24 protein-coding genes are annotated in these 22,202 nt (G+C 37.6%); 10 read left to right on the top strand and 14 right to left on the bottom strand.

The window, feature by feature from the left end; genetic code table 11:
• The first annotated feature begins 24 nt into the window (after positions 1-24).
• The 8 genes from hemE (at position 25) to ASE74_RS19470 (ending at position 6,501) form a co-directional block, all read left to right on the top strand.
• Positions 25-1,050: a uroporphyrinogen decarboxylase gene (hemE, locus tag ASE74_RS19505; protein ID WP_055912690.1), complete on the top strand. Its 1,026-nt coding sequence runs from the start codon at positions 25-27 to the stop codon at positions 1,048-1,050.
• 45 nt (positions 1,051-1,095) lie between these two features.
• Positions 1,096-1,329: a hypothetical protein gene (locus ASE74_RS19500; RefSeq protein ID WP_055912687.1), complete on the top strand. Its 234-nt coding sequence runs from the start codon at positions 1,096-1,098 to the stop codon at positions 1,327-1,329.
• Positions 1,329-2,069, top strand: coding sequence for a hypothetical protein (locus ASE74_RS19495; RefSeq protein ID WP_055912684.1), 741 nt, complete (start codon positions 1,329-1,331; stop codon positions 2,067-2,069). Before ASE74_RS19500 ends, ASE74_RS19495 begins: the two co-directional genes overlap by 1 nt.
• Positions 2,069-2,629 (top strand): CopD family protein, encoded by a 561-nt coding sequence (locus ASE74_RS19490; RefSeq protein ID WP_055912682.1) that lies wholly within the window; start codon positions 2,069-2,071, stop codon positions 2,627-2,629. The genes ASE74_RS19495 and ASE74_RS19490 overlap by 1 nt, the downstream gene beginning before the upstream one ends.
• A gap of 179 nt (positions 2,630-2,808) precedes the next feature.
• Complete coding sequence (locus ASE74_RS19485; protein ID WP_055912679.1) at positions 2,809-3,966, top strand: hypothetical protein; 1,158 nt, start codon at positions 2,809-2,811, stop codon at positions 3,964-3,966.
• A 341-nt stretch (positions 3,967-4,307) separates the two neighbouring features.
• The gene (locus ASE74_RS19480; RefSeq protein WP_025146912.1) at positions 4,308-4,877 is read left to right on the top strand and encodes an RNA polymerase sigma factor; all 570 of its coding nucleotides are present in this window, start codon (positions 4,308-4,310) and stop codon (positions 4,875-4,877) included.
• Positions 4,858-5,604 (top strand): hypothetical protein, encoded by a 747-nt coding sequence (locus tag ASE74_RS19475; RefSeq protein ID WP_055912676.1) that lies wholly within the window; start codon positions 4,858-4,860, stop codon positions 5,602-5,604. The genes ASE74_RS19480 and ASE74_RS19475 overlap by 20 nt, the downstream gene beginning before the upstream one ends.
• 111 nt (positions 5,605-5,715) lie before the next feature.
• On the top strand, positions 5,716-6,501 hold the full coding sequence (locus tag ASE74_RS19470; RefSeq protein WP_055912674.1) for an outer membrane beta-barrel protein: 786 nt from the start codon (positions 5,716-5,718) through the stop codon (positions 6,499-6,501).
• Positions 6,502-6,579: 78 nt separating this feature from the next.
• On the opposite strand, the gene ASE74_RS24825 is transcribed toward ASE74_RS19470, so the two are convergent.
• Entirely contained in the window at positions 6,580-6,729 is a 150-nt protein-coding gene (locus ASE74_RS24825; RefSeq protein WP_157255486.1) for a DUF6364 family protein, read from the bottom strand.
• Positions 6,730-6,861: 132 nt separating this feature from the next.
• Here ASE74_RS24825 and ASE74_RS19465 point away from each other — a divergent pair, with 132 nt between their 5' ends.
• Positions 6,862-7,854 carry an ABC transporter ATP-binding protein gene (locus ASE74_RS19465; RefSeq protein ID WP_055912671.1) on the top strand — a complete coding sequence of 331 codons (993 nt, stop codon included), beginning with the start codon at positions 6,862-6,864 and terminating at the stop codon, positions 7,852-7,854.
• Positions 7,855-7,859: 5 nt separating this feature from the next.
• Here the strand turns inward: ASE74_RS19465 and ASE74_RS19460 are convergent, their stop codons facing one another.
• Positions 7,860-8,270 carry a hypothetical protein gene (locus ASE74_RS19460; protein WP_157255485.1) on the bottom strand — a complete coding sequence of 137 codons (411 nt, stop codon included), beginning with the start codon at positions 8,268-8,270 and terminating at the stop codon, positions 7,860-7,862.
• A gap of 134 nt (positions 8,271-8,404) precedes the next feature.
• Between ASE74_RS19460 and ASE74_RS19455 the strand changes: the two genes are divergently transcribed.
• The gene (locus ASE74_RS19455) at positions 8,405-8,878 is read left to right on the top strand and encodes a DUF4230 domain-containing protein (protein WP_235526170.1); all 474 of its coding nucleotides are present in this window, start codon (positions 8,405-8,407) and stop codon (positions 8,876-8,878) included.
• A 287-nt stretch (positions 8,879-9,165) separates the two neighbouring features.
• Here the strand turns inward: ASE74_RS19455 and ASE74_RS19450 are convergent, their stop codons facing one another.
• The 12 genes from ASE74_RS19450 to ilvB all read right to left on the bottom strand — a co-directional run bounded on the left by ASE74_RS19450 (position 9,166) and on the right by ilvB (position 22,196).
• Positions 9,166-9,516 carry a cupin domain-containing protein gene (locus tag ASE74_RS19450; RefSeq protein ID WP_055912665.1) on the bottom strand — a complete coding sequence of 117 codons (351 nt, stop codon included), beginning with the start codon at positions 9,514-9,516 and terminating at the stop codon, positions 9,166-9,168.
• A 139-nt stretch (positions 9,517-9,655) separates the two neighbouring features.
• Positions 9,656-10,906 (bottom strand): threonine ammonia-lyase IlvA, encoded by a 1,251-nt coding sequence (ilvA, locus tag ASE74_RS19445; RefSeq protein WP_055912662.1) that lies wholly within the window; start codon positions 10,904-10,906, stop codon positions 9,656-9,658.
• A 241-nt stretch (positions 10,907-11,147) separates the two neighbouring features.
• Complete coding sequence (locus tag ASE74_RS19440) at positions 11,148-12,308, bottom strand: 2-isopropylmalate synthase (protein ID WP_082458858.1); 1,161 nt, start codon at positions 12,306-12,308, stop codon at positions 11,148-11,150.
• Between the two features lie 10 nt (positions 12,309-12,318).
• Positions 12,319-13,410, bottom strand: a complete 1,092-nt coding sequence (gene leuB, locus ASE74_RS19435; RefSeq protein ID WP_055912659.1) for a 3-isopropylmalate dehydrogenase — start codon at positions 13,408-13,410, stop codon at positions 12,319-12,321.
• Between the two features lie 108 nt (positions 13,411-13,518).
• A complete protein-coding gene (locus ASE74_RS19430; protein WP_200912329.1) occupies positions 13,519-14,982 on the bottom strand; it encodes an ATP-binding cassette domain-containing protein in 1,464 nt (487 codons plus the stop codon).
• On the bottom strand, positions 14,982-15,566 hold the full coding sequence (gene leuD, locus ASE74_RS19425) for a 3-isopropylmalate dehydratase small subunit (protein ID WP_055912653.1): 585 nt from the start codon (positions 15,564-15,566) through the stop codon (positions 14,982-14,984). The genes ASE74_RS19430 and leuD overlap by 1 nt, the downstream gene beginning before the upstream one ends.
• Positions 15,567-15,644: 78 nt before the next feature.
• Positions 15,645-15,989 (bottom strand): antibiotic biosynthesis monooxygenase, encoded by a 345-nt coding sequence (locus ASE74_RS19420; protein WP_055912650.1) that lies wholly within the window; start codon positions 15,987-15,989, stop codon positions 15,645-15,647.
• Positions 15,990-16,019: 30 nt separating this feature from the next.
• Complete coding sequence (leuC, locus tag ASE74_RS19415) at positions 16,020-17,426, bottom strand: 3-isopropylmalate dehydratase large subunit (RefSeq protein ID WP_055912646.1); 1,407 nt, start codon at positions 17,424-17,426, stop codon at positions 16,020-16,022.
• Positions 17,427-17,533: 107 nt separating this feature from the next.
• Positions 17,534-19,015, bottom strand: coding sequence for a ketol-acid reductoisomerase (gene ilvC / locus ASE74_RS19410; protein ID WP_055912643.1), 1,482 nt, complete (start codon positions 19,013-19,015; stop codon positions 17,534-17,536).
• Between the two features lie 122 nt (positions 19,016-19,137).
• Positions 19,138-19,599, bottom strand: coding sequence for a DinB family protein (locus tag ASE74_RS19405; RefSeq protein ID WP_055912640.1), 462 nt, complete (start codon positions 19,597-19,599; stop codon positions 19,138-19,140).
• Positions 19,600-19,730: 131 nt separating this feature from the next.
• Positions 19,731-20,369 carry an acetolactate synthase small subunit gene (gene ilvN / locus ASE74_RS19400; protein WP_055912637.1) on the bottom strand — a complete coding sequence of 213 codons (639 nt, stop codon included), beginning with the start codon at positions 20,367-20,369 and terminating at the stop codon, positions 19,731-19,733.
• A gap of 75 nt (positions 20,370-20,444) precedes the next feature.
• The gene (gene ilvB, locus ASE74_RS19395) at positions 20,445-22,196 is read right to left on the bottom strand and encodes a biosynthetic-type acetolactate synthase large subunit (RefSeq protein WP_055912633.1); all 1,752 of its coding nucleotides are present in this window, start codon (positions 22,194-22,196) and stop codon (positions 20,445-20,447) included.
• Between the last annotated feature and the right edge of the window lie 6 nt (positions 22,197-22,202).

The following is a 22,202-nucleotide window of genomic DNA, read 5'->3' as shown; positions in this document are numbered from 1 at the left end:
ATAAGTGGAATATTACTACAGAATATGAAGAATAACTTATTTTTAGACGCTGCATTTTCAAAACAAACCGAACGTCCACCTGTGTGGATGATGCGTCAGGCAGGTCGTTTTATGCCACAATATTGGGAGATTAAAAACAAGTACTCTTTTTTAGAGATGTGCAAAACTCCTGAAATTGCTGCAGATGTGACCATGTTACCTGTTGATTTGTTGGATATTGATGCAGCGATTTTATTCTGTGATATTTTGGTAACCGGAGAGGCCATGGGTGGCGATTTGAGTTTTACTCAAGGTGTTGGTCCTAGGTTTGCTAACCCTGTACGTAATGCCCAGGATATCGAAAACCTAAATGTAGATTGTTTGGATGAGTTGCAGTACGTTGCTGATGCGATTAAAGTAATTCAACAGCGTTTGGATAGCAGAATCCCTTTAATCGGTTTCGCAGGAGCACCATTTACGGTAATGAGTTATTTAATTGAAGGTGGTTCTTCAAAAGATTTTAAACTAACCAAGCTTTTTATACACAACCAGCCAGAATTGGCACATAAACTTTTAGCTAAGATTGCAAAAGTAACCGCAGATTACCTAAATCTTCAGATTGCGGCGGGGGTTAATGCTGTTCAGATTTTTGATAGTTGGGCACTTGCCTTATCGTGGAACGATTATCAGGAGTTTTCTCACCGTTATATCCAGGAAATCATTGCGAACTTAAATAGAAAAGATATTCCGGTAATTTCTTTCTGTAAAGGAAGTTCTGTTTTTGCACCAATTATGGCAGAGGCCAAGCCAGATGTAATTTCAGTAGATTGGAATGCTGATTTATTAAATATCAAAAATGCTTTGCCTGCGGGTATTGCTGTTCAGGGAAATTTAGATCCACATATTTTATATGCAGATAAAGCAGTAATTAAAGCACAGATCCATAAATTATTCGAACGCATGCGCGGTACCGAAGGCTTTATTTTCAATTTAGGTCATGGCATTATGCCAGATATTCCTTTCGATAATGTAAAGTATGCCATTGAAGTGGTAAAGGAGTTTAAGTATTAACTGAATCATTTGATTTTTGTATATTAGCTTTATATCTGAAATAGCATGACTGTTAAATCGTTAAATGATGAGGATAAACTGCCAATTAAACAATTAATTAAAGCAGTTAATAAGAAGATGGAAGATGTTCTAAGGGTTGTTGATGCTTTAAATTTAGGTAGAACAGAAGTAAAAGCAGATGGCGTTTATAGAACATTTAATAATGGTGACATTGTTAAGATAGCAGAGGGTAATTTTAAAAAAAGAAGAGTTTCTGTTAAGAGAATTAAGCTTTTTTAATGCTCAAACAGCCCAAATTAAGGATTTTTGCAGGACCAAATGGTTCTGGCAAAACAACTTTGTTTGATTCTATAAAATCAAGCTATTTCTCTACCCGTATTTTTGTTAATGCAGATTTATTGGAAGAAGAATTTACAAAAAGGAATTTTTTAAATTTATCTAATTTTGAAATCGACGCTACTAATGAAGATTTTGAATCGTTTTGCTTTAAAAATGGACTTTTCATAAAAGCTGGATTTAACCAAAATACCTGGAACTTGGCTGTAAGAGAAAATGTTATTGTGAAAGCCCTATCTGGCTCAACAATTTATAATTCTTATCATTTTGCCATTATCGCTGATTTTATTCGATACTCATTAATTGAAACTAAAAAGTCATTTAGCTTTGAAACGGTTTTTTCACACCCCTCGAAATTAGATCTTATTGATTTTGCTCATCTTAATAACTATAAGGTATATCTTTACTTTATTGGTACAGAAACACCAAAGATGAATGTGGAACGAGTAAGGGATCGAGTTTTGAAAGGAGGACATTTGGTTGATGCAGAAAAGGTTGAAAAGCGCTATTTTTTGACAATGGACTTATTAATTGATATGCTTAAAAAGGTGGATCAAACTTATCTTTGGGACAATTCCGACACACAGAATTATGTTGGCGAAATTTGTGATGGCATATTAGATCTACAACTTACCGATATCCCAAATTGGATTGATACCTATATCCTGAATAAAATTAAATAATGATCGAAACCTTATTGCCATATTACCAATATTTCAAAGCAGTACATATCGTATTCGTGATTAGCTGGATGGCAGGACTGTTTTACATCCTAAGTCTTTTTATTTACCATACCGAAGCGAAGGATAAACCTGAACCTGAAAAGAGTATTCTTCAAAAACAGTTTGTTAAAATGGAAGCCACTTTATGGAAAATTATTGCTACACCAGCAATGATTATTTCTGTTTTGGCGGGAGTTGCTATGCTCACATTAAACCAAGGTTTGCTCCAGGCCGACTGGATGTGGGTTAAGCTTGGTTTTGTAATCGGATTGCTCATCTATCATTTCGTTTGTCAAAACATCGTTAAACAGCTTAAAAACGACCAATATAAATTAACTAGCTTTCAATTAAGATTATGGCGCGAATTGGCTACAATATTTATGATTGCGATTGTATTTATTGTAATTCTTAAAAGTGCAATTAATTGGATTTATGGTTTAATCGGAATAATGGGCGTTGCAATGGCCATTATGATTGCAGTTAAACTGTATAAAAACTACCGTAAAAAGCGTGGCGAATAATTTTTAGCCATAGTATATAACCAACAATTTTATTTCTAATTGAGCGTATTGCAAACTTTGTGTTTTTTGTGCCTTGGTGGTTAACCCGATTAACTTTGTTTCCTTTGCGTAAACTTCGCGTGCTTTGCGGTTAAATAAACCAAAAACTATTCTAAATTTGGGCGATAAAATCCAAGCACATGTTTACAAGCCCAGGTCTGAAAAGGACCTCACTATTAATAACTTTTCTCCTCAGTTCTTATTTTGCTTCAGCTCAGTTTAATCAATCGGCTTTCGAAAACAGAATCCGTCCGGATAGCAGTTTAACCAATGAGGTTCATTTCAATTTTTACAATTTAAATTTTGTCCGTAATTACGAGTATACCAACGATTTTCATGATGGTTATACATTGTACGGAACGCAGTTGCAGCCTCAAATCGTTTATTATGCACATCCAAATCTGGCAATTACCGCAGGTGCTTCTATAAGAAAGGATTTTGGTAGAAACGGAATTTCTGATGCGAAACCATTATTCAGTGTTAAATACCATAAAAGAAACCTCACTTTAATTTTCGGAAGTTTAGAAGGTAACATTCAGCACAAATATATCGAGCCTTTATACGATTTTGAAAGGACGATAACTACACCGATTGAATATGGTACACAATTATTGGTAGAGCGTAAAAAGTTTACATTGGATGCCTGGATTGCCTGGCAAAAAATGATTTACAAAGGTGATCCTGCTAAAGAAGAAATTATTGGTGGGTTATCTACCGAAAGTACCATTGCGGAAGGTAATGGATGGAAATTTAGTTTACCAGCACAGTTTTTAGCATTCCACCAGGGTGGGCAAATTGATGTGCTGAAAGAAATTCCAATTACCACCATGTTTAATGGTGCAACTGGTTTAAAGCTGCATAAAGCAATTAATACCAATATTAAACAGGTATATACCGATAACTATATTGCGGTGTATAAAGATTTTTCACCAGATAAAAGAAGAGCTTACCAAGATGGCTTTGGTTTATGGTTAAATGCAGGTGTAGAAAGTAAATGGGGAAGTTTAGTAGCTTCATACTGGAAAGGAAATAACTTCATTTCAATTAAAGGTATGCCGCTTTACGAATCTGTTTCTGATAACCTATATAGCCCGGGCTTAAAGCAAAGTGCCAGAAACATTGTTTCCTTGCGTTATGCTTACCAAAAAGAGCTGATTCCACATTTATACCTTGATGTTCGTTTTGAGCCACATATAGATTTAGACCATACCGATAAACAGCTTCAGTTTAACCATTCATTCTTTTTGACCTACAAACAGGATTTCAAATTGTTTAAGGTGAAGAAAAATGAGCAGTAAGAGGTATAACGCTTAGGGTGATTAAACCCATACCCGATTTCAAACCTCGCAGGTTTTCAAAACCTGCGAGGTTTTTTATTTTTAAACTGTTCCATGGTTTTTAAACCCGATAGCAGCGATTCCGATTTTTCATCGGAAGTAGCGAATAGCGGGACTGCTGCTCCCGATGAAATACTGCATGTTCATTTTCAAATAAAATTTATATCTTTCTTGAAATTTATTTTAACTATATCTTATTGATTATCAATAGGTAGAGTAACGATTTTAACTTTATTTAACTTTTTTTCTCTCCTCATGCAACCATTGTTTGTAATTGCCCATCTTCTATATACAAACACACAATGAAATTGACGCGAAGCTATACGATAAACGATTTGATGGAAGGCTGCAAAGCTGGCGACCGGAAGATGCAGGAGCTGCTTTACAAGCAAACTGCATCGAAAATGTTGGCCGTATGCATGCGCTACGCAAAAGATAGAATGGAGGCAGAAGATGTGCTGCAAATGGGGTACATTAAAATTTTTCAGAAAATTAAGGAGTATAGAGGGGATGGTTCTTTTGAAGGCTGGATTAGAAGGGTTATGGTAAATACTGCAATTGAAAGTTACCGTAAAAATTTACGCAGCTTAAATGTGGTAGAAATAGATGAAGCTTACGAACAGCCATCAACCGGATTTGATTTTGGCACTTTAGGGATGCAGGATTTAATGAAGGTAATACAAAAACTGGCAGATGGTTACCGCATGGTTTTTAACATGTACGTGATAGAAGGTTATTCGCACAAAGAAATTGGAGAAACGCTTGGTATCTCAGAAGGCGCGAGTAAATCGCAATTATCAAGAGCAAGAGCAATATTAAAAGAAGAAATTATAAAAATGGAGGGATTTGGTTATGCAACCTATACGGGATAAGGATTTTGATCAGTTATTTAAGGATGCTTTTGCTGATGCTGAAGTAACACCTTCTAGAGATTTATGGAGCAATATTGAAAGCGAAATAACACCTAAGAAAAAAAGAATCGTGCCAATTTACTGGCTATCAGCAGCAGCCGTGTTATTGATCGCCACCATTGGTATTTTAATTTATCAGCAACATTATAGCACGATTGAAAGCAAACAACTGGCCAATAACTCCATTGAAAAAACAAAGCCAGAAACGCAGTTACCAGTTGTTATAGATACAGCAACTAAAATAATAGAAAATATTGCACCAGTTTTACCAGTTGAACGTAAAGCGATAAGTGCTATTGCCAAAACAAAGGTAAAACAAAAGGTTAAGCCAGTTGTGGAGCAAAAAAGCATTGTTACGGCTCCTGAAATGCAAAAGCAAGAAACAAACATAGCTAAAGTAGATGAGCCTAAAAAAGACATCAAGACAAAAATTGAAGAGGCGATTTTACAGCCAAAACAAGAAGTTGTAACCGCGGCTATTGCAACACCTGTTAAAACAGATGAAGCCATTAACGATAATGAACAGAGTATCAAAAATATCCGTAATGTTGGCGACGTAGTGAATCTGATCGTTAATAAAATGGATAAAAGAAAAGATAAGTTAATTCAGTTCCGTACTGATGATGACGACTCTTCTTTATCATCAATCAATATCGGTCCGTTTAAAATAGGAAAACGCAAGAAGTAATCAGTTTTCATTATCAGTTCATAGTTGCTAGTATCATAACCTTAAATATTACATTAAACTTTCTAACATTCAATAATTCACTCACTCCATAATTCAATAATACACACATATATGAAACGTCTAATATTTACAACACTTTTGGTAAGCGGGCTTGCCAGTGTTATGGCTCCAGGTGCTTTTGCACAACAAGATAGTACCAAAAAGAAAATGGATTACAGCGAAGGTCATGGTATTATGATTAAAACAAAATCAGCCGATTCAGCTAAAAAAGGCCGCTTTGTAGGTGGAATTACTTTTACAAGGGTAGATTGGGGATTCTCAAGACTAATAGACAATGGAAGTTTTAATTTATCTCCGAATAATGACTTTTTAGATTACAAAGGGGGAAAAACAAGTACTTTCTCTTTCGATATCCTACAGTTTGGCTACCGTTTTAATTCTAACTTTAAAGTTTATGTAGCCGGTGGTTTCGATTGGACCTTAATTCGTTTAAGAAAAGACATTACGATCGCTAAAAATTCTAACGAGTTTGTTTATACTGATCAATCTCCAATACATTTTTCTAAAAACCGCTTTTCAAGCAGCTATGTGCACATTCCGTTAAACTTTGAATTCCGTACGAGCGAAAACAAAAACGGTAAAAGATTTTACCTAGTGTTAGGTCCGGAAGTTAGCTTTTTGTTAAACGGAAAAATTAAACAGATTAGTGAAGAACGCGGCAAAGAAAAACAATATGATAGTTACCATTTTCAATCGGTTCGTTACGGTGGTACAGTTAGATTTGGCTATGGTGGTATAGGATTATTTACCAAATATTACTTTAACGATATGTTTACAACTTCGCAACAAGCTGGCTTAAAAAATATGAGCTTCGGGGTTACCTTCGGATTAAATTAAACCCCTAAATCCCCTAAAGGGGACTTAATGCACAAATAAAACAGATCCTGTTTCGGTTAGGCGAGACAGGATTTTTTGTTATATTGTTTCAGTAGGATTATTCTCATCGATCAAAGACTTAAAGCAATTCTCCATAAATTCATCTAAACTTATTCCTCGCTCTTCCGCATAAATTTTAGCCTGCTCTATAACAGCATCATCAAGAATTAGTGTGATTTTAGCCTTCATGTCTTTGTATTTATTTGATTTAAAGATAATTACCGTTTTTGGGAATCTCTAAATAAAATATTAACAATTATACAAGTTGTAACCTTATACCCTTTGCCTCAAAACCCTCCGCCTTTTTCTTATCTTTACCACGTGAGCAATACCCTAATCAGCGTTAAAAATTTAACCAAACAATATCAGGCAGAGCAGGCCGGTGGAATCAAAAATGTAAGTTTTGACATTAAAAGAGGTGATGTAGTTGCCATTATCGGCGAGAGTGGTAGCGGTAAATCTACCTTACTTAAATCTATTTATGGGCTGTTAAAAACCGATTCAGGTGAAATATTTTTCGAAGATCAAAGGGTTAAGGGGCCTGATGAACAATTGATTCCAGGCCACAAACAGATGAAAATGGTTACGCAGGATTTTTCGCTAAATATTTATGCGAAAGTTTACGATAATATTGCCTCACAGCTATCGAATACCGACCTAAAAACCAAAGCCGAAAAAACGCTTCAAATTATGGAGCACCTTCGGATTTTACCGCTGCAAAATAAAAAAATCATCGAGTTAAGTGGTGGGGAGCAGCAGCGTGTAGCCATAGCCAAAGCAATGGTTGCAGATACCCAGGTTTTATTGCTGGATGAACCTTTTAGTCAGGTTGATGCGCTGCTTAAAAACCAGCTGCGTGCCGATATTAAGCGTGTAGCTTCAGAAACTGGTGTTACCGTAATTTTGGTTTCACACGACCCTGCTGATGGTTTATTCCTGGCCGATCAATTACTGATTATAAAAAACGGCGAGTTATTACAAACGGGCAAGCCATCTGAAATTTACCAGCATCCAAAACACATTTACACTGCTCAAATTTTAGGTAACGCAGTTGTTTTACCTAAAGCCGATGCCGAAAAAATCGGTTTAAAAACTGAAAAAGAATTCGTTGTATTTTATCCAGAATGGGCTGAAACCAGCAGCAACTGGAATAGCAGGCGTTTTGAAGTAAAAGATGTATACTATAAAGGTTTTTATGATGAGTTGCTGTTGGAACGAAATGGTGTGAATATCCGCGCATTACAACTAAATAGGGGAGAACATAAAAAAAACGACCACGTTCAGCTGAACATCAGTCGTTTTTTAGAGTTTTAAATTACCTATAAATCATTTCCAACAAGCACAATTTTTACCCTTACAGTTGATGTAGGTTTAATCGGAGTTGTTGCTTGATAATCTGAACTTTGTACATCGATAGATACTCCACCGTTATATACTTCATAGCTATAGGCATCTACATTATAAACAAAAGGTAATGCGATATAACTTGCACCGTTATTGTATGAAATGTAAACCAAAGTTCCTTCATTGTCAATATGGTACTGATCGATCTGGGGAACGGCAATATCAGCGGAGAATGTTTTGCCGTCATTACTCAATACCCAGGCATTAGTAGATACATCTTTAACCACGGTTAAAATTGCATTGCTAGATTGAACAATTGGTTCTTTTTTGCAAGAAGCCAGACCTAGTGTGGCAATGCAAAGCATTAAGATGGTAAATTTTTTCATGTTGATTAGTTTTTATTTGTGTGTGATATTGGTATTACAAATCTTCTGCCAAAAAAATAGAATTGAAGATTTATGGATTAATTATTGTGCAACAGATTAAATACACAAATGTTGGTACCCTATTTTTTTAAAATATGAAGCTCTTTTTTCGCCTCTTACCCTGGTTAATTTTAATCGTTGCAGGATACTTATTTATCTCTAAAAAGTTTAGCATCAATACCTCTGTAGAGAGCAAACATCAGCTTCTGGTTGAGAAAATTGAGGCCATTGGCAAATTGGAGCTGGTAAGGTATCAGATCAGCGATGTTCTGGAACACAAAAATAAAACGGATTTTTTACCCGAAGCCAGTGTTTTATTGATCGTTAAAGCCGAAGCAGTAGGCTGTATCGACTTAACAAAAATTACCCGCGAAGATATTGAGATTGATGCGGACACCGCTGTAGTAAATTTACCACAGCCCGAAATTTGTTACGTAAAAATCGACCATAAAAACTCTCGTGTTTACGACACGAAGATGGCTTTCTTCCGCGAAGCTGGTTTGGTAGATGAAGCGTATAAAGCTGCAGAAAGACAGGTGACTGCAGAAGTTAAGAAATCGAGTATTTAACGCAAACCAAAACTAATGCAACAACTGTGCTTAAGCCAATTATTGAAGGATTGGGCTATAAAAATGTGAGGTTTACTTTTGAATAGGTTTAAGGTGCAAGGTTGAGGGTGTAAGGTTCCTAGCGATTTGCACACGTAATGTCGTCATCTCGACCGGAACGCAGTGGAGCGGGAGATCTAAATCAAAAAGGCTCTTTAGATAGATCTAGCTTCGCTGAGCACTCCGTGGTTCTCAACTGCGTTGCATCCGATAGCTATCAGGTCCGCTCGAAATGACGATCACCAGTCTTACTTCAAAAAATCTTCCCGATGCGGATTAAAAATATCGATCAACAATCCATCTTCCAGGCAAACCACACCATGGAAAATATTAGAAGGGGCAAAGAAAACGTCTCCTTCATTTAAAATCTTCTTATCATCGCCCATTGTTACCTCGAAACTCCCTTTTGCAACATAACTCATTTGTAAATGAGGATGATTGTGAATCGAGCCAATGGCATCTTTTTCAAATGCCACTTTAACAAGCATCAAATTTTCATCGTAAGCCATAATTTTGCGTTTAACGCCAGCACCTAAATCTTCCCAATCAATATCGCTGTCAGCAATTAATGTTTTGTTGCTTAAATCTTTGAAATTCATTTTTTTTATTTTTTTGCGTTAAAAAAAATCGCCATCTCGACTGGAACGCAGTGGAATGGAGAGATCTATGCTTAACAGATTTCTCGACTTCGTTGCACTCCGCTCGAAATGACGGAAATATATATACGGTTAAATAATGTCAAACCAAATATTCAAACAAAGTTTGGTCTTGATTCAGCTCAATAATCTCGAATTTAAAATCTTTCATACGTTGCAATAAACTCGCATAATCATTTTTGTTAGAAAGTTCGATGCCAACCAATGCAGGTCCGTTTTCTTTATTTGTTTTTTTAATAAATTCGAAGCGGGTAATATCATCCTGTGGACCTAAAACCTCATTTACGAACAGTTTTAAAGCTCCTGGTCTTTGCGGAAAACGGACAATAAAATAGTGTTTCAAGCCTTCGAAAAGTAAAGATTTCTCTTTAATCTCCTGCATGCGCTCTATGTCGTTATTTCCTCCGCTAACGATACAAACTACTGTTTTACCTGCAATCTGGTCTCTCAGTTGATCTAATGCAGCTACAGAGAGTGCTCCGGCAGGTTCTACAACAATTGCATCTTCATTATATAATTTTAATATTGTGGTACAGATTTTTCCTTCTGGAATTAAATGCATCTGATCCAGCAGTTCCTTGCAATATTCGTAAGTAATGTGGCCAATTCGCTTTACAGCTGCACCATCCACAAAACGATCAATCTCTTCTAAAGTAAAAGGCCCGCCGTGTTCCATTGCTGTTACCATTGAGGGTGCTCCAAGTGGCTCAACACCAACCAATTTTACATCGGGCTTAACGGTTTTCATGTAAGCACTCACTCCAGAAGCTAATCCACCACCACCAACAGGCATCACTACCATATCCAGATCTGGCAAGTCTTCGTAAATTTCTATACCTACGGTTGCTTGTCCTTCAATTACTTTTTCATCATCAAATGGTGGGATAAAAGTTGCCAATTTTTCTGCGCTATATGCCAGGGCTTCTTTCAAACAATCATCAAAAGTATCACCCACCAAAATTACTTCCACACTGTCGCCACCAAACATATAAGTTTGTTTAACCTTTTGTTTAGGCGTAATTTCGGGCATAAAAATTACCCCCTTAATACCCAGTTTTTTGCATGAATAGGCTACACCTTGTGCATGGTTACCTGCACTTGCACAAACAACGCCGTTAATTAATGCATCTTGAGGCAAGGAGCTGATTTTGTTGTAAGCACCACGCAATTTATATGATCGTACAATTTGCAAATCTTCCCTTTTAAGGTAAATGTTTGCATTGTAATGTGCAGAAAGCCCGGCATTAAACTCTAAGGGTGTACGCTTAACTACGCCCTTTAACCGTTGAGCGGCAGACTGAAAATCTAATGTATTCGGTGTTGTAGTATTCATTGTTTTAGTATCGGGTAGAGTTAGTTCAGTGTGTTAAGTATTGATGAGCAGCACTGATATTCTCTTTCATTTTTTTGTAAAGCAGGGTTTGGTATTCCATTGGTTGCAGCTGTTCTGCTTTACATTTTATTCAGCTGCGCTTCATGCCCATTCATCCTTTAGCTATCGGATCAGGTTTAGAGAACTTAAGTCAATGCGTTAAATTTAAACGCTAACCTCTTACCACTAAACCCTAAAAGGGTTACGCCAAATGTAAAGCAACCAATTGGTTTAAATCATAATCGTTAATGCCTTGTTTGCCATCGGCTAAAACCAAAAACTGTTTGTAAACAATATCTAAATGATCTTTTTCCAATTTATGGCCTAAACGGTCTAAATGGTGTTTTAGTGCATGGCGACCGCTTCTTGCTGTTAATACAATTGTTGCATCGGGGAAACCAACATCTTCGGGTTTAATGATTTCGTAGTTTTCACGATTTTTTAAGAAACCATCCTGGTGGATACCGGAACTATGAGAAAATGCGTTTCCACCAACAATTGCTTTATTTGGTTGTACTGGCATATTCATTTGGTTACGTACCATATGGCTCATTTCATAAAAACGGGTAGCATCAATTTGAGTGTTTAACCCCAAAATCTTATGCGTTTTTAAAATCATGACGACTTCTTCCATAGATGTATTGCCTGCGCGCTCTCCAATGCCGTTAATGGTACATTCTACCTGGCGGGCACCATTTTGTAAGCCAGCAATAGAGTTTGCTGTAGCCAAGCCTAAATCGTTGTGGCAATGCACCGAGATTATAGCTTTATCGATATTTTTTACGTTTTCTTTTAAGTAAAGAATTTTAGAGCCATACTGATCAGGCAAGCAATAACCGTTGGTATCTGGAATATTTACCACAGTTGCACCTGCAGCAATTACTGCTTCGACCATTTTAGCTAAAAATTCAATATCTGCACGGCCTGCATCTTCTGCATAAAACTCAACATCTTCTACAAATTTTTTCGAATACCTTACGGCTTCAACAGCACGTTCTAAAATTTCTTCGCGGGTACTGTTAAATTTATGTTTGATATGGAAATCAGAAGAACCGATTCCGGTGTGGATACGCGGTCTTTTTGCATAGCGTAAGGCATCTGCAGCAACATCGATATCATTTTTATTTGCACGGGTTAATGCGCAGATAATCGGGTTGGTTACCGCTTTTGACAATTCGATTACGCTATTAAAATCTCCGGGACTAGATACCGGGAAACCTGCTTCAATCACATCAACACCTAAAAGCTCAAGTGATTTAGCGATTTCTACTTTTTGGTTTGTATCTAACTGGCAGCCTGGAACCTGCTCGCCGTCACGCAATGTCGTGTCGAAAATATAAACTTTGTTCGGGTCGTGAATCATAATCTTAAGTTTAGGATGTGATTAATTTTTGGGATAAGAATTTAAGTACCAATTTGCCCATTTCGGCTGTGCCTAAAACTTTAAATCGGTTTGTGTTTTGGTCGGCAATATCGTGTGTTCTAAAACCATCTTTCAAAACCTGATCGATGGTATCAACCAGTAATTTGGCTTCTTCTTTTAGGCCGAAACCAATTTCTAACATTAATGCTGCCGATAGGATAGAAGCCAATGGATTGGCTAAATCTTTGCCTGCAATATCGTGTGCGGAACCGTGAATGGGTTCGAAAAAACCTGTGCTTTCGCCTACAGATGCCGAGGCCAGCATACCCATCGATCCTGCAATTTGCGAGGCCTCATCTGTTAAAATATCTCCAAATAAATTGGCAGTTAAAACCACGTCGAATTTTTTAGGATTTTTAATCAATTGCATGGCTGCATTATCAATAAACATGTGTTCAGTTTCTACATCAGGGTATTGTTTTGCAATTTCCTGAACGGTTTCGCGCCATAAGCGCGAACTTTCCAAAACATTTGCTTTATCTACTGAACATAATCTTTTGTTACGTTGCTGGGCCGCCTGGTAAGCTTTATGCGCAATGCGTTCTACCTCATAGCGGTGATAAATCATTAAATCTGAAGCAGTATTGCGATCTTCTGAGCGTGTTTTTTCGCCGAAATATACATCTCCAGTTAATTCGCGGAAGAATAAAATATCGGTGCCTCTTAAAATTTCTGGTTTTATGCTTGATGCCTGAAGAAGTTCATCAAATAGTAATATCGGGCGGAGGTTGGCAAATAAACCCAGTTCTTTACGGATTTTTAATAAACCTTGTTCCGGTCGAACTTTTAAACTTGGGTCGTTATCGTACTTGGCATGGCCAATTGCACCAAAAAGGATTGCATCACTTTGTCTTGCTTTTTCCAAAGTTTCATCAGGTAATGGCTCGCCTGTAACTTCAATGGCCGCATGGCCCATTAAAGCTTCTTCGAACGTAAATTCATGTCCGAAAATTTCGCCAATTTTTTCTAATGCTGCTTTTCCCCAAGTGGTAACTTCGGGTCCGATACCATCTCCAGGTATTACTAAAATGTTCTTCTTCATTGTTTACTCCTCTTTTGCTTTGCAATTGCTTATTGGTTGCCACGGAAGCATATAAATCACAGAAAATTTTGTTTCCGTGTTCACCGTGTTTCTGTGGCTAAGCTTGCATCAGCTTAATATTTCTGTGTTTAAACTTTCGACGACTTTTACTTCGCCTTTTTCTAACAATATTCTTTTTTCAATGCAGGTTGGCAGCTGCGATTCAAAGTGGCCAACATAAATTAAGGTCATTCCATTGCTGCACAATTCATCAACCAACTGGTTAAAATGTTGTGTTTGCTGTTGGTCTAAACCCTGGCAAGGTTCATCCAGAATTAATAGTTCCGGATTTTTTATAATCGTCCGCGCTAAAAGTACCAATCGCTGTTTACCGAGAGGAAGTGCGGTTAATAATTCATTTTTGTTTTCGGTAAGGCCAAAATATGCTACCAGTTCATCAACCTGGCTGCTTTTGGTATATGGCAACTGCTGAAACAAACCTACGGTATCATAAAAACCTGAGGCAATACTTTGCCATACAGTTGCAGAGGCATCAAAATACCAGTGAAACTCTGGCGAAATTAAGCCAATATGTTGTTTAATATCCCAAATGCTTTCACCGCTTCCTCTTCTGTTGCCAAATAAATAAAGTTCGTTGGCATAAGATTGTGGATGATCGCCATTTACTAAACTCAACAAAGTGGATTTTCCTGAACCGTTATGGCCTTGTAAAAGCCATTTTTCTCCTGCCTTAACTTCCCAGTTGATATTTTTTAGTACCTGTTTCTCGCCATAGCTGATGTTTACATTAACCATTTTTACAATATTTTGGGAGCTGTAAACAGGCGATTCTTTTAAGAATTGTGGAATCTCTCTTAAATGGATTTCATAAGCTAAACTTTCTAAAGCATCTACTTTAACTAATTTCCCATCTCTTATTTCGGCAAAAGATGTTATACAGTTTGGTAATTCAATATCGTTGCAAATTAAAATCAATTGAACACCTTCTTCTGCAATATGATCTAGTAAAATGTTCAGATTTTTGCGCGAAGCTGCATCTAAACCGGTATAAGGCTGATCGATGATCAACAATTGCGGTTTTAACCATAAGGCTTTAACGAGTTGCAGTTTTTTATGCTCTCCGCTTGATAATTCGATCAATTGCGAACTGGCAAATGTTGCAAAGCCTAAGGCTTCTAAAATTGGTTCAACCTGATCGAAGTGTAAGCCTTTTTCTTTACCATAACCAACCAATTCTGCATGAACGGTTAATGTATCTTTAGCCTGCTGACTGGTATAACGTTGTTGGTAATAAAAATTGGCAACTCCTTCGAGGTTTTTAAACTGATACCAGCTATCTACATAAAGCACTTCTTTTGGAAGCTTACTCAAAGCATCAAAATCAATCTCAATACTTCCCTGAGCTGATATTAAACCTGCAATTGCTTTGGCTAAAGAAGTTTTTCCTGTTCCGCTTTTACCGCCAATTACATAGTTTTCGGTAATATTCATTTCCCAATACAAATCCTTTAGCACCACCTTGTTGTGGTAACTTAAATTTAAATGCTGTATGTGAACGAATGGCTTAAACATTATCTTGCTTGTTCGAATTCTTTAATTAATTGTTTTTGATTTAAGATGAAATCGATATCATCATAACCGTTAATCAAGCATGATTTTTTGTAAGGATTGATCTCGAATGATTCAGTAGCCCCGGTTTCGATAATGGTAACGGTTTGGTTTTCTAAATCAACTTCTAATGCTGATTTTGGATTTTGATCAACCGCCTGGAAAATCTGCGATAAGAATTCTTCGCTCACTTGAATGGGCAATAAACCATTATTTAAGGCATTACCCTTAAAAATATCTGCAAAAAAGCTGCTGATTACGGCATCAAAACCAGCATCTTGAATAGCCCATGCGGCATGCTCACGGCTACTACCACAACCAAAGTTTTTTCCTGCCACTAAAACCTGACCGCTATAGGTTGGGTTGTTCATCACGAAATCAGCTTTGGGCTGGTTATCGTTTTCATAACGCCAATCGCGGAACAAGTTTTCTCCGAAGCCTTCGCGGGTGGTTGCTTTTAGAAACCTTGCAGGGATGATCTGATCGGTATCGATGTTTTCTATATTTAATGGCACTACTGCCGATGTTAACTTTGTGAATTTTTTCATTATTAATGATGATTACACAGATTAAATGATTTCACCAATTGAGGTGATTTTCATTGATTTAATATTTACTATAAACCTTTAGCCTTCTACCTTGGTAAAGTGTTCAACTGTTGGGAAAGGATCATAAAAGTGGTGCAATAACTTTTTCCATTCCTGGTATGCTGTTGATCCTCTGAAACCTTCGGTATGTGCCTCCAGTGTTTCCCAGTTTACCAGCAGAATATATTTGTTTTCTACCTCTACACATTTCTGAAGCTGATGCGAAATGTAACCTTCCATCGAGGAAATGATTTTTTGTGCTTCGCTAAAAGCTATTTCAAAATCAGCCGATAAACCGGCTTTTACATTTAATATGGCAACTTCTAGAACCCCCAACCCCCTTAAAGGGGCTTTTGATTGAGTGCTGGTAGTATTATTATTCATCTTGTTAAGTCCCTCTAGGGGATTTAGGGGTTAAGCTTTCTCCAGAAATTCCCTTACGTCGGTTATTCTTCCTGTTACGGCTGCTGCTGCTGCTGTAAGTGGACTGGCCAATAGCGTACGTGCATTTTGCCCTTGTCTGCCTTCAAAGTTTCTGTTCGAAGTTGATACACAATATTTACCAGCCGGGATTTTATCTTCGTTCATGCCCAAGCAAGCACTACAGCCTGGTTCGCGTAATTGAAAACCAGCAGCTTCAAAAATTTTGTCCAAACCTTCGTTTTTAGCTTGTTGTTCTACTTGTTTCGAACCTGGAACAATCCAAACGGTAACATTATCTGCTTTGCGTTTATCTTTAACAAAATCGGCAACTTCGCGTAAATCTTCAATGCGTGAGTTGGTGCAACTTCCAATAAAAACATAATCAACAGGTTTTCCTATTAATGAAGAATCATCGTCAAAACCCATGTAATCCAAAGCTTTCTGGTACGAGAGTTTTTCTTTTTCCGGTTGTGCGCCAGTGGCTGGAATATGTTCCTGAATGCCCATTCCCATGCCAGGGTTTGTACCATAAGTAATCATTGGTGCAATATCTGCGGCATCGAATGTTAAAACGCTGTCGAACTTAGCGTCAGCATCGCTATATAATGTTTTCCAATAAGCCAATGCCTTATCCCACTCTTCGCCTGTGGGAGCAAATTCTCTTCCTTTAATGTAATCGAAAGTGGTTTGATCTGGTGCAATTAATCCACCACGTGCACCCATTTCGATACTCATGTTACAGATCGTCATCCGGGCTTCCATACTCAAAGCTTCAATTGCCGAACCTGCATATTCGATAAAATAACCTGTACCACCAGCGGCAGAAATTTTGGCTATAATGTATAATATAATGTCTTTCGCACCAACGCCTTTTCCGAGTTCGCCATTAACTTCAATTTTCATGGTTTTAGGTTTAGACTGCAACAAACATTGTGTTGCAAAAACCTGCTCTACCTGAGAAGTACCGATACCAAATGCAATGGCACCAAAAGCACCATGAGTTGAGGTGTGACTATCGCCGCAAACCATTGTTTTACCCGGTAATGTAATGCCCAATTCAGGGCCGATAACATGTACAATGCCTTGAAAAGGATGCCCTAAACCATATAATTCTATTCCGAATTCTGCACAGTTTTTGGTAAGCATATCTACCTGATAGCGCGAAAGCTCTTCTTTAATGGGCAGCAATTGATTTAACGTAGGCACGTTATGATCAGCAGTGGCTACAGTTTGCTTTGGTCTGAAAACAGGTAAACCTCTTTTACGCAAGCCATCAAATGCCTGTGGAGAGGTTACCTCGTGTATTAAGTGTGTATCAATGTATAAAATATCAGGAAATCCTTCTTCACTTTTTACAACGTGAGCATCCCAAATTTTTTCTACTAATGTTTTTGACATTTTACCCCCTAGCCCCCTAAAGGGGGAATTTAAGTTTGTAATTATTTATTTTTATAAGACCTGTCCAAAGTCACCTCTCTTTTAGGAGAGGGGATTTAGGGGTGAGGTTATGCTGTTTTAATCGCTTTCATTGCCGTCATTGCTTTACGCAAGGTTGCGCCAATTTGCTCTACTTCGTGAGAACGGATAGCCTCGTTGATGTCGATTAATTTTCTGTTATCAACAGCTCCATCTTTGCCTTCATTAAAGTTTTTACCTACTAAATCGGTATCTACTTTTTTCATGAAATCGCCTAAAAGTGGTTTACAAGCCTGATCGAACAAATAACAACCATATTCAGCAGTATCAGAAATTACACGGTTCATTTCGAACAGTTTTTTACGTGCAATGGTGTTTGCAATAAGTGGTGTTTCGTGTAACGATTCGTAATAAGCAGATTCTGGTTTAATACCTGCCTGTACCATTGTTTCGAAGGCCAATTCAACACCCGCGCGTACAAAAGCAACCATTAAAGTATAGTTATCAAAATATTCCTGCTCACCGATTTTAACATCACCAGCCGGCGTTTTTTCGAATGCAGTTTCGCCTGTTTCAGCTCTCCATTTTAATAAATTTGTATCTCCATTTGCCCAATCTTCCATCATGGTGCGACTAAATTCGCCACTCATAATATCATCCTGGTGTTTTTGGAACAATGGACGCATGATGTCTTTCAATTCTTCTGAAATTTCGAAAGCTTTGATTTTAGCAACATTGCTCAATCTATCCATCATGGCTGTAATACCACCTTGTTTTAAGGCTTCGGTAATCACTTCAACGCCATATTGAACCAATTTAGAAGCGTAACCTGCATCAATTCCTTTTTCTACCATTTTATCGAAAGATAGGATTGATCCTGTTTGCAATAAACCACAAAGGATGGTTTGCTCACCCATTAAATCTGATTTTACCTCAGCTACGAATGATGATTTTAGTACACCAGCTCTGTGGCCACCTGTACCTGCGCAATATGCTTTTGCTTGTGCCAATCCTTTACCTTGTGGGTCGTTTTCAGGGTGAACTGCAATTAATGTCGGAACTCCAAAACCACGCACATATTCTGCTCTAACCTCGCTACCAGGGCATTTAGGCGCAACCATGATAACGGTTAAATCTTTGCGGATCTGCATGCCTTCTTCCACAATATTAAAACCGTGAGAATATAATAAAGTAGCACCTTCTTTCATTAAAGGCATAATGGCATTTACTACAGCGGTATGTTGTTTATCTGGCGTTAGGTTAATCACCACATCTGCATTTGGAATTAATTCTTCGTAAGTACCAACTGTGAAATTATTTTCAGTTGCATTTTTCCACGAATCGCGTTTGCCTTCTATTGCTTCCTTACGTAAAGTGTAGCTTACATCTAAACCACTATCTCTTAAATTTAAACCTTGGTTTAAGCCTTGAGCGCCACAACCTACAATTACCAGTTTCTTGCCTTTTAATGCGCTAACGCCATCTAAAAATTCCGAGCTGTCCATGAAGTCGCAAACACCTAATTGGTTTAATTTTTCTCTAAGAGGTAGTGTGTTAAAATAATTTGCCATTTTTTTTATTGGTTAATTTCTATTTAATTATCAGGTTATATATTCTTTTTTTCTTCGGTTTGATTTCACAGATGCCGTGATTACACTGATTTTTTTATTATCAGTTTCACATCTTTCATCACTTATAGTATTTTTTTTAATGCCCATGCATAGCCCTGATGTACATTATCGTGGCCAACAGTGGTAATCAGAACTTCTTCTATGCTATTCAATTGTACACCATAGGTTGCTGTTGTAAAAGGAGTAATGCTGCTGAATTTTCCTGCTGCATAATCTGCTTTTATTTTTTCAATGCTTGATAAGGCTATGCCTTTCAATTCTGCTACTTCTTCTTCGGTAACGGTATAAGTTGGCTTGGTATCTTTTTTATAATACTCGTTGAATTTTACCGAAGCCGCATCTTCCAATATACCTGTACGCACGTAACAAAGGGTTTGAGTACTTACAACAATGTGCCCGAAATTCCAGATGATGTTATTATTAAAGCCATCCGGAATTTTATTTAGTTCTTCATTGGTTAAGCCATCAATCAATTGAATAAAGGCCTTGCGTGAGTTTATTATAAAATCAAATACTTCGTTCATTCTCTTTTAATTTTTGTCGTTGCCCGGTTTAGTAAGGATAAGTTATCTATCAATTTGATTTAATCTTGAAGATTTACATTCAAAAAGATTCATTTTGTCACTTCTTCAGGCAATAACAGTGTGTTTTCGGCTTACATGGTGAAAATTTTGCCGCCTTTTTCTAAAAACTCATTTTCTACTAATTCTTCACCAGGTTCGAAGGCTTCAAATTCTTTTAATTTTTCGTGGAAACCTGCGCTATCTTTAATAATGGCTACCCTTGCAGATCTTACAAATTCAATTAATTCATAAGGTTCTAAAGCTTTTACCAAAGCATCAGTTTCTTCACGGTGGCCGGTTACTGCAAAAACAGTATAATCTTTACGGATCACTACCGCACTGGCACCATATTGCCTTAATAAACGCTCAACAGTTACTTTTTCAGCAATTTCATCTGTAGAAACCTTATAAAGTGCCAGTTCCTGCCATATAATTTCTTCGTTCGTGTTGAAATAAACTTTCAATACTTCAATCTGTTTTTCTATCTGACGGGCCAGCTTTCTTACTACTTCGTAACCTTCATGGATGACGATGTTGAAACGGTGTATCCCTTCAATTTCTGATGCGGAACTGTTCAAACTTTCGATATTGATTTTTCTTTTAGAGAAAATAATTGCAATCCTGTTTAATAAACCAATGCGGTTTTCGGCATATACCGTAATGGTGTATTCCTGCTTTCCGTCGATATCGGTTTGATCTATTGTGTGTTTTAATGTATCTTCAGTACTCATGTCCAAAATTTTTACCACCAAGGCACAAAGGCCACGAAGGTTTTGTTTATGCTATTTTCGCTTTAATCTTTCAGCTTACTTCAACCTGATTTCGCTTACACTCATCCCTTGCGGAACCATTGGAAAAACATTATTTTCTCTTCCAACCATTACTTCTAATAAATAAGAACCTTCATGGTTAATCATCGTTTCTAATGCTTGTCTTAAGTTTGCACGTTCATCAACTTTGTTTGCTTCGATATAATATGATTTAGCCAAAGCCACAAAATCAGGACTGGTGATATTTACGAAGGAATAGCGTTTATCATGGAATAACTGTTGCCATTGACGCACCATACCCAAAAAGCGGTTGTTCAAGATCAGAATTTTCACTGCTGCGCCAAACTGCATAATGGTACCCAATTCCTGAGGAGTCATTTGGAAACCACCATCACCGATAATGGCTATAACAGTTTTATCAGGTGCGCCATATTTGGCTCCAATTGCGGCCGGTAAACCAAAGCCCATTGTGCCTAAACCTCCAGATGTAATGTTGCTGCGGGTATTGTTAAATTTAGCGTAACGGCAGGCCACCATTTGGTGCTGACCTACATCGGTAACGATTATGGCATCACCACCACAGATTTCGTTAATGTTGCGCAAAACTTCGCCCATGGTCATTTCATCACCCGAAGGGTAAAGTTCTGGCGTAATTACCTGATCTATTTCCTGTTGATTATAATCTCTGAACTTGGCTAACCAATCTTCGTGTTTATTTTCGTTAACCAGGTTGGTTAGTAGGGGTAAGGTTTCTTTACAGTCGCCCCAAACGCCCACTTCTGCTTTAACATTCTTGTCAATTTCAGCAGGATCGATATCTAAATGGATTACTTTGGCTTGTTTGGCATATTTATCCAATCGACCAGTTACACGGTCATCAAAACGCATACCGATGGCAATTAAAACATCACATTCATTAGTTAATACATTTGGTCCGTAATTTCCATGCATCCCCAACATTCCTACGTTGAGTGGGTGTGCAGTTGGAATGGCACCTTCGCCCATGATTGTCCATGCGGCAGGAATACCAGCTTTTTCAATAAATGCTTTAAATTCTTCTTCGGCTTTACCTAAAACCACACCTTGACCAAATAAAACGAATGGTTTTTTAGCTGAGTTGATTAATTCGGCTGCTTGCTCAATATATTCAATCCTAACTTTAGGTTTAGGGCGATAACTGCGAATGTGGTTACATTTTACATATTCAGGAAATTCCTCTAACTGTAATTGTGCATTTTTAGTAATATCGATTAATACTGGGCCTGGTCTGCCACTTTTAGCAATGTAAAAGGCTTTTGCCAATACTTCCTGAATTTCTTTGGCATCAGTAACCTGGTAATTCCATTTGGTAACCGGAGTGGTTATATTAATCACATCGGTTTCCTGAAATGCATCAGTACCCAATAAATGAGCAAAAACCTGTCCGGTGATGCAAACCAATGGTGTACTGTCTATCTGAGCATCGGCCAAACCGGTAACCAGGTTTGTTGCGCCTGGTCCGCTGGTTGCGAAAACAACACCAACTTCGCCACTTGCTCTTGCAAAACCCTGAGCAGCATGTATACCTCCTTGCTCATGGCGAACCAATATGTGTTCTAATTTATCGGCATAATCATAAAGAGCATCATAAATTGGCATGATTGCTCCACCCGGATAACCAAAAATGGTGGTAACACCTTCTTCAATTAATCCATTCAACAAAACCTGCGACCCTGTTCCTTTAAATAAGGTTTTTGAGGTTTCTGCTTTCGCCTCGCTTTGTTGTATTGTATCTTGTGCAGTTTCCATAGTTAT

Origin of the sequence: Pedobacter sp. Leaf216 (assembly GCF_001421515.1) — a bacterium.
Taxonomy (GTDB): Bacteria; Bacteroidota; Bacteroidia; order Sphingobacteriales; family Sphingobacteriaceae; genus Pedobacter.
The sequence above is the reverse complement of the archived record's forward strand: the minus strand, read 5'-3'. Positions and strand labels throughout refer to the sequence as shown.

Coding starts and splice junctions, on each gene's coding strand:
- hemE (WP_055912690.1), top strand. CDS start 25: ATGAAGAATAACTTATTTTTAGACGCTGCATTTTCAAAACAAACCGAA.
- ASE74_RS19500 (WP_055912687.1), top strand. CDS start 1,096: ATGACTGTTAAATCGTTAAATGATGAGGATAAACTGCCAATTAAACAA.
- ASE74_RS19495 (WP_055912684.1), top strand. CDS start 1,329: ATGCTCAAACAGCCCAAATTAAGGATTTTTGCAGGACCAAATGGTTCT.
- ASE74_RS19490 (WP_055912682.1), top strand. CDS start 2,069: ATGATCGAAACCTTATTGCCATATTACCAATATTTCAAAGCAGTACAT.
- ASE74_RS19485 (WP_055912679.1), top strand. CDS start 2,809: ATGTTTACAAGCCCAGGTCTGAAAAGGACCTCACTATTAATAACTTTT.
- ASE74_RS19480 (WP_025146912.1), top strand. CDS start 4,308: ATGAAATTGACGCGAAGCTATACGATAAACGATTTGATGGAAGGCTGC.
- ASE74_RS19475 (WP_055912676.1), top strand. CDS start 4,858: ATGCAACCTATACGGGATAAGGATTTTGATCAGTTATTTAAGGATGCT.
- ASE74_RS19470 (WP_055912674.1), top strand. CDS start 5,716: ATGAAACGTCTAATATTTACAACACTTTTGGTAAGCGGGCTTGCCAGT.
- ASE74_RS24825 (WP_157255486.1), bottom strand. CDS start 6,729: ATGAAGGCTAAAATCACACTAATTCTTGATGATGCTGTTATAGAGCAG.
- ASE74_RS19460 (WP_157255485.1), bottom strand. CDS start 8,270: ATGAAAAAATTTACCATCTTAATGCTTTGCATTGCCACACTAGGTCTG.
- ASE74_RS19455 (WP_235526170.1), top strand. CDS start 8,405: ATGAAGCTCTTTTTTCGCCTCTTACCCTGGTTAATTTTAATCGTTGCA.
- ASE74_RS19450 (WP_055912665.1), bottom strand. CDS start 9,516: ATGAATTTCAAAGATTTAAGCAACAAAACATTAATTGCTGACAGCGAT.
- ilvA (WP_055912662.1), bottom strand. CDS start 10,906: ATGAATACTACAACACCGAATACATTAGATTTTCAGTCTGCCGCTCAA.
- ASE74_RS19440 (WP_082458858.1), bottom strand. CDS start 12,308: ATGATTCACGACCCGAACAAAGTTTATATTTTCGACACGACATTGCGT.
- leuB (WP_055912659.1), bottom strand. CDS start 13,410: ATGAAGAAGAACATTTTAGTAATACCTGGAGATGGTATCGGACCCGAA.
- ASE74_RS19430 (WP_200912329.1), bottom strand. CDS start 14,982: ATGTTTAAGCCATTCGTTCACATACAGCATTTAAATTTAAGTTACCAC.
- leuD (WP_055912653.1), bottom strand. CDS start 15,566: ATGAAAAAATTCACAAAGTTAACATCGGCAGTAGTGCCATTAAATATA.
- ASE74_RS19420 (WP_055912650.1), bottom strand. CDS start 15,989: ATGAATAATAATACTACCAGCACTCAATCAAAAGCCCCTTTAAGGGGG.
- leuC (WP_055912646.1), bottom strand. CDS start 17,426: ATGTCAAAAACATTAGTAGAAAAAATTTGGGATGCTCACGTTGTAAAA.
- ilvC (WP_055912643.1), bottom strand. CDS start 19,015: ATGGCAAATTATTTTAACACACTACCTCTTAGAGAAAAATTAAACCAA.
- ASE74_RS19405 (WP_055912640.1), bottom strand. CDS start 19,599: ATGAACGAAGTATTTGATTTTATAATAAACTCACGCAAGGCCTTTATT.
- ilvN (WP_055912637.1), bottom strand. CDS start 20,369: ATGAGTACTGAAGATACATTAAAACACACAATAGATCAAACCGATATC.
- ilvB (WP_055912633.1), bottom strand. CDS start 22,196: ATGGAAACTGCACAAGATACAATACAACAAAGCGAGGCGAAAGCAGAA.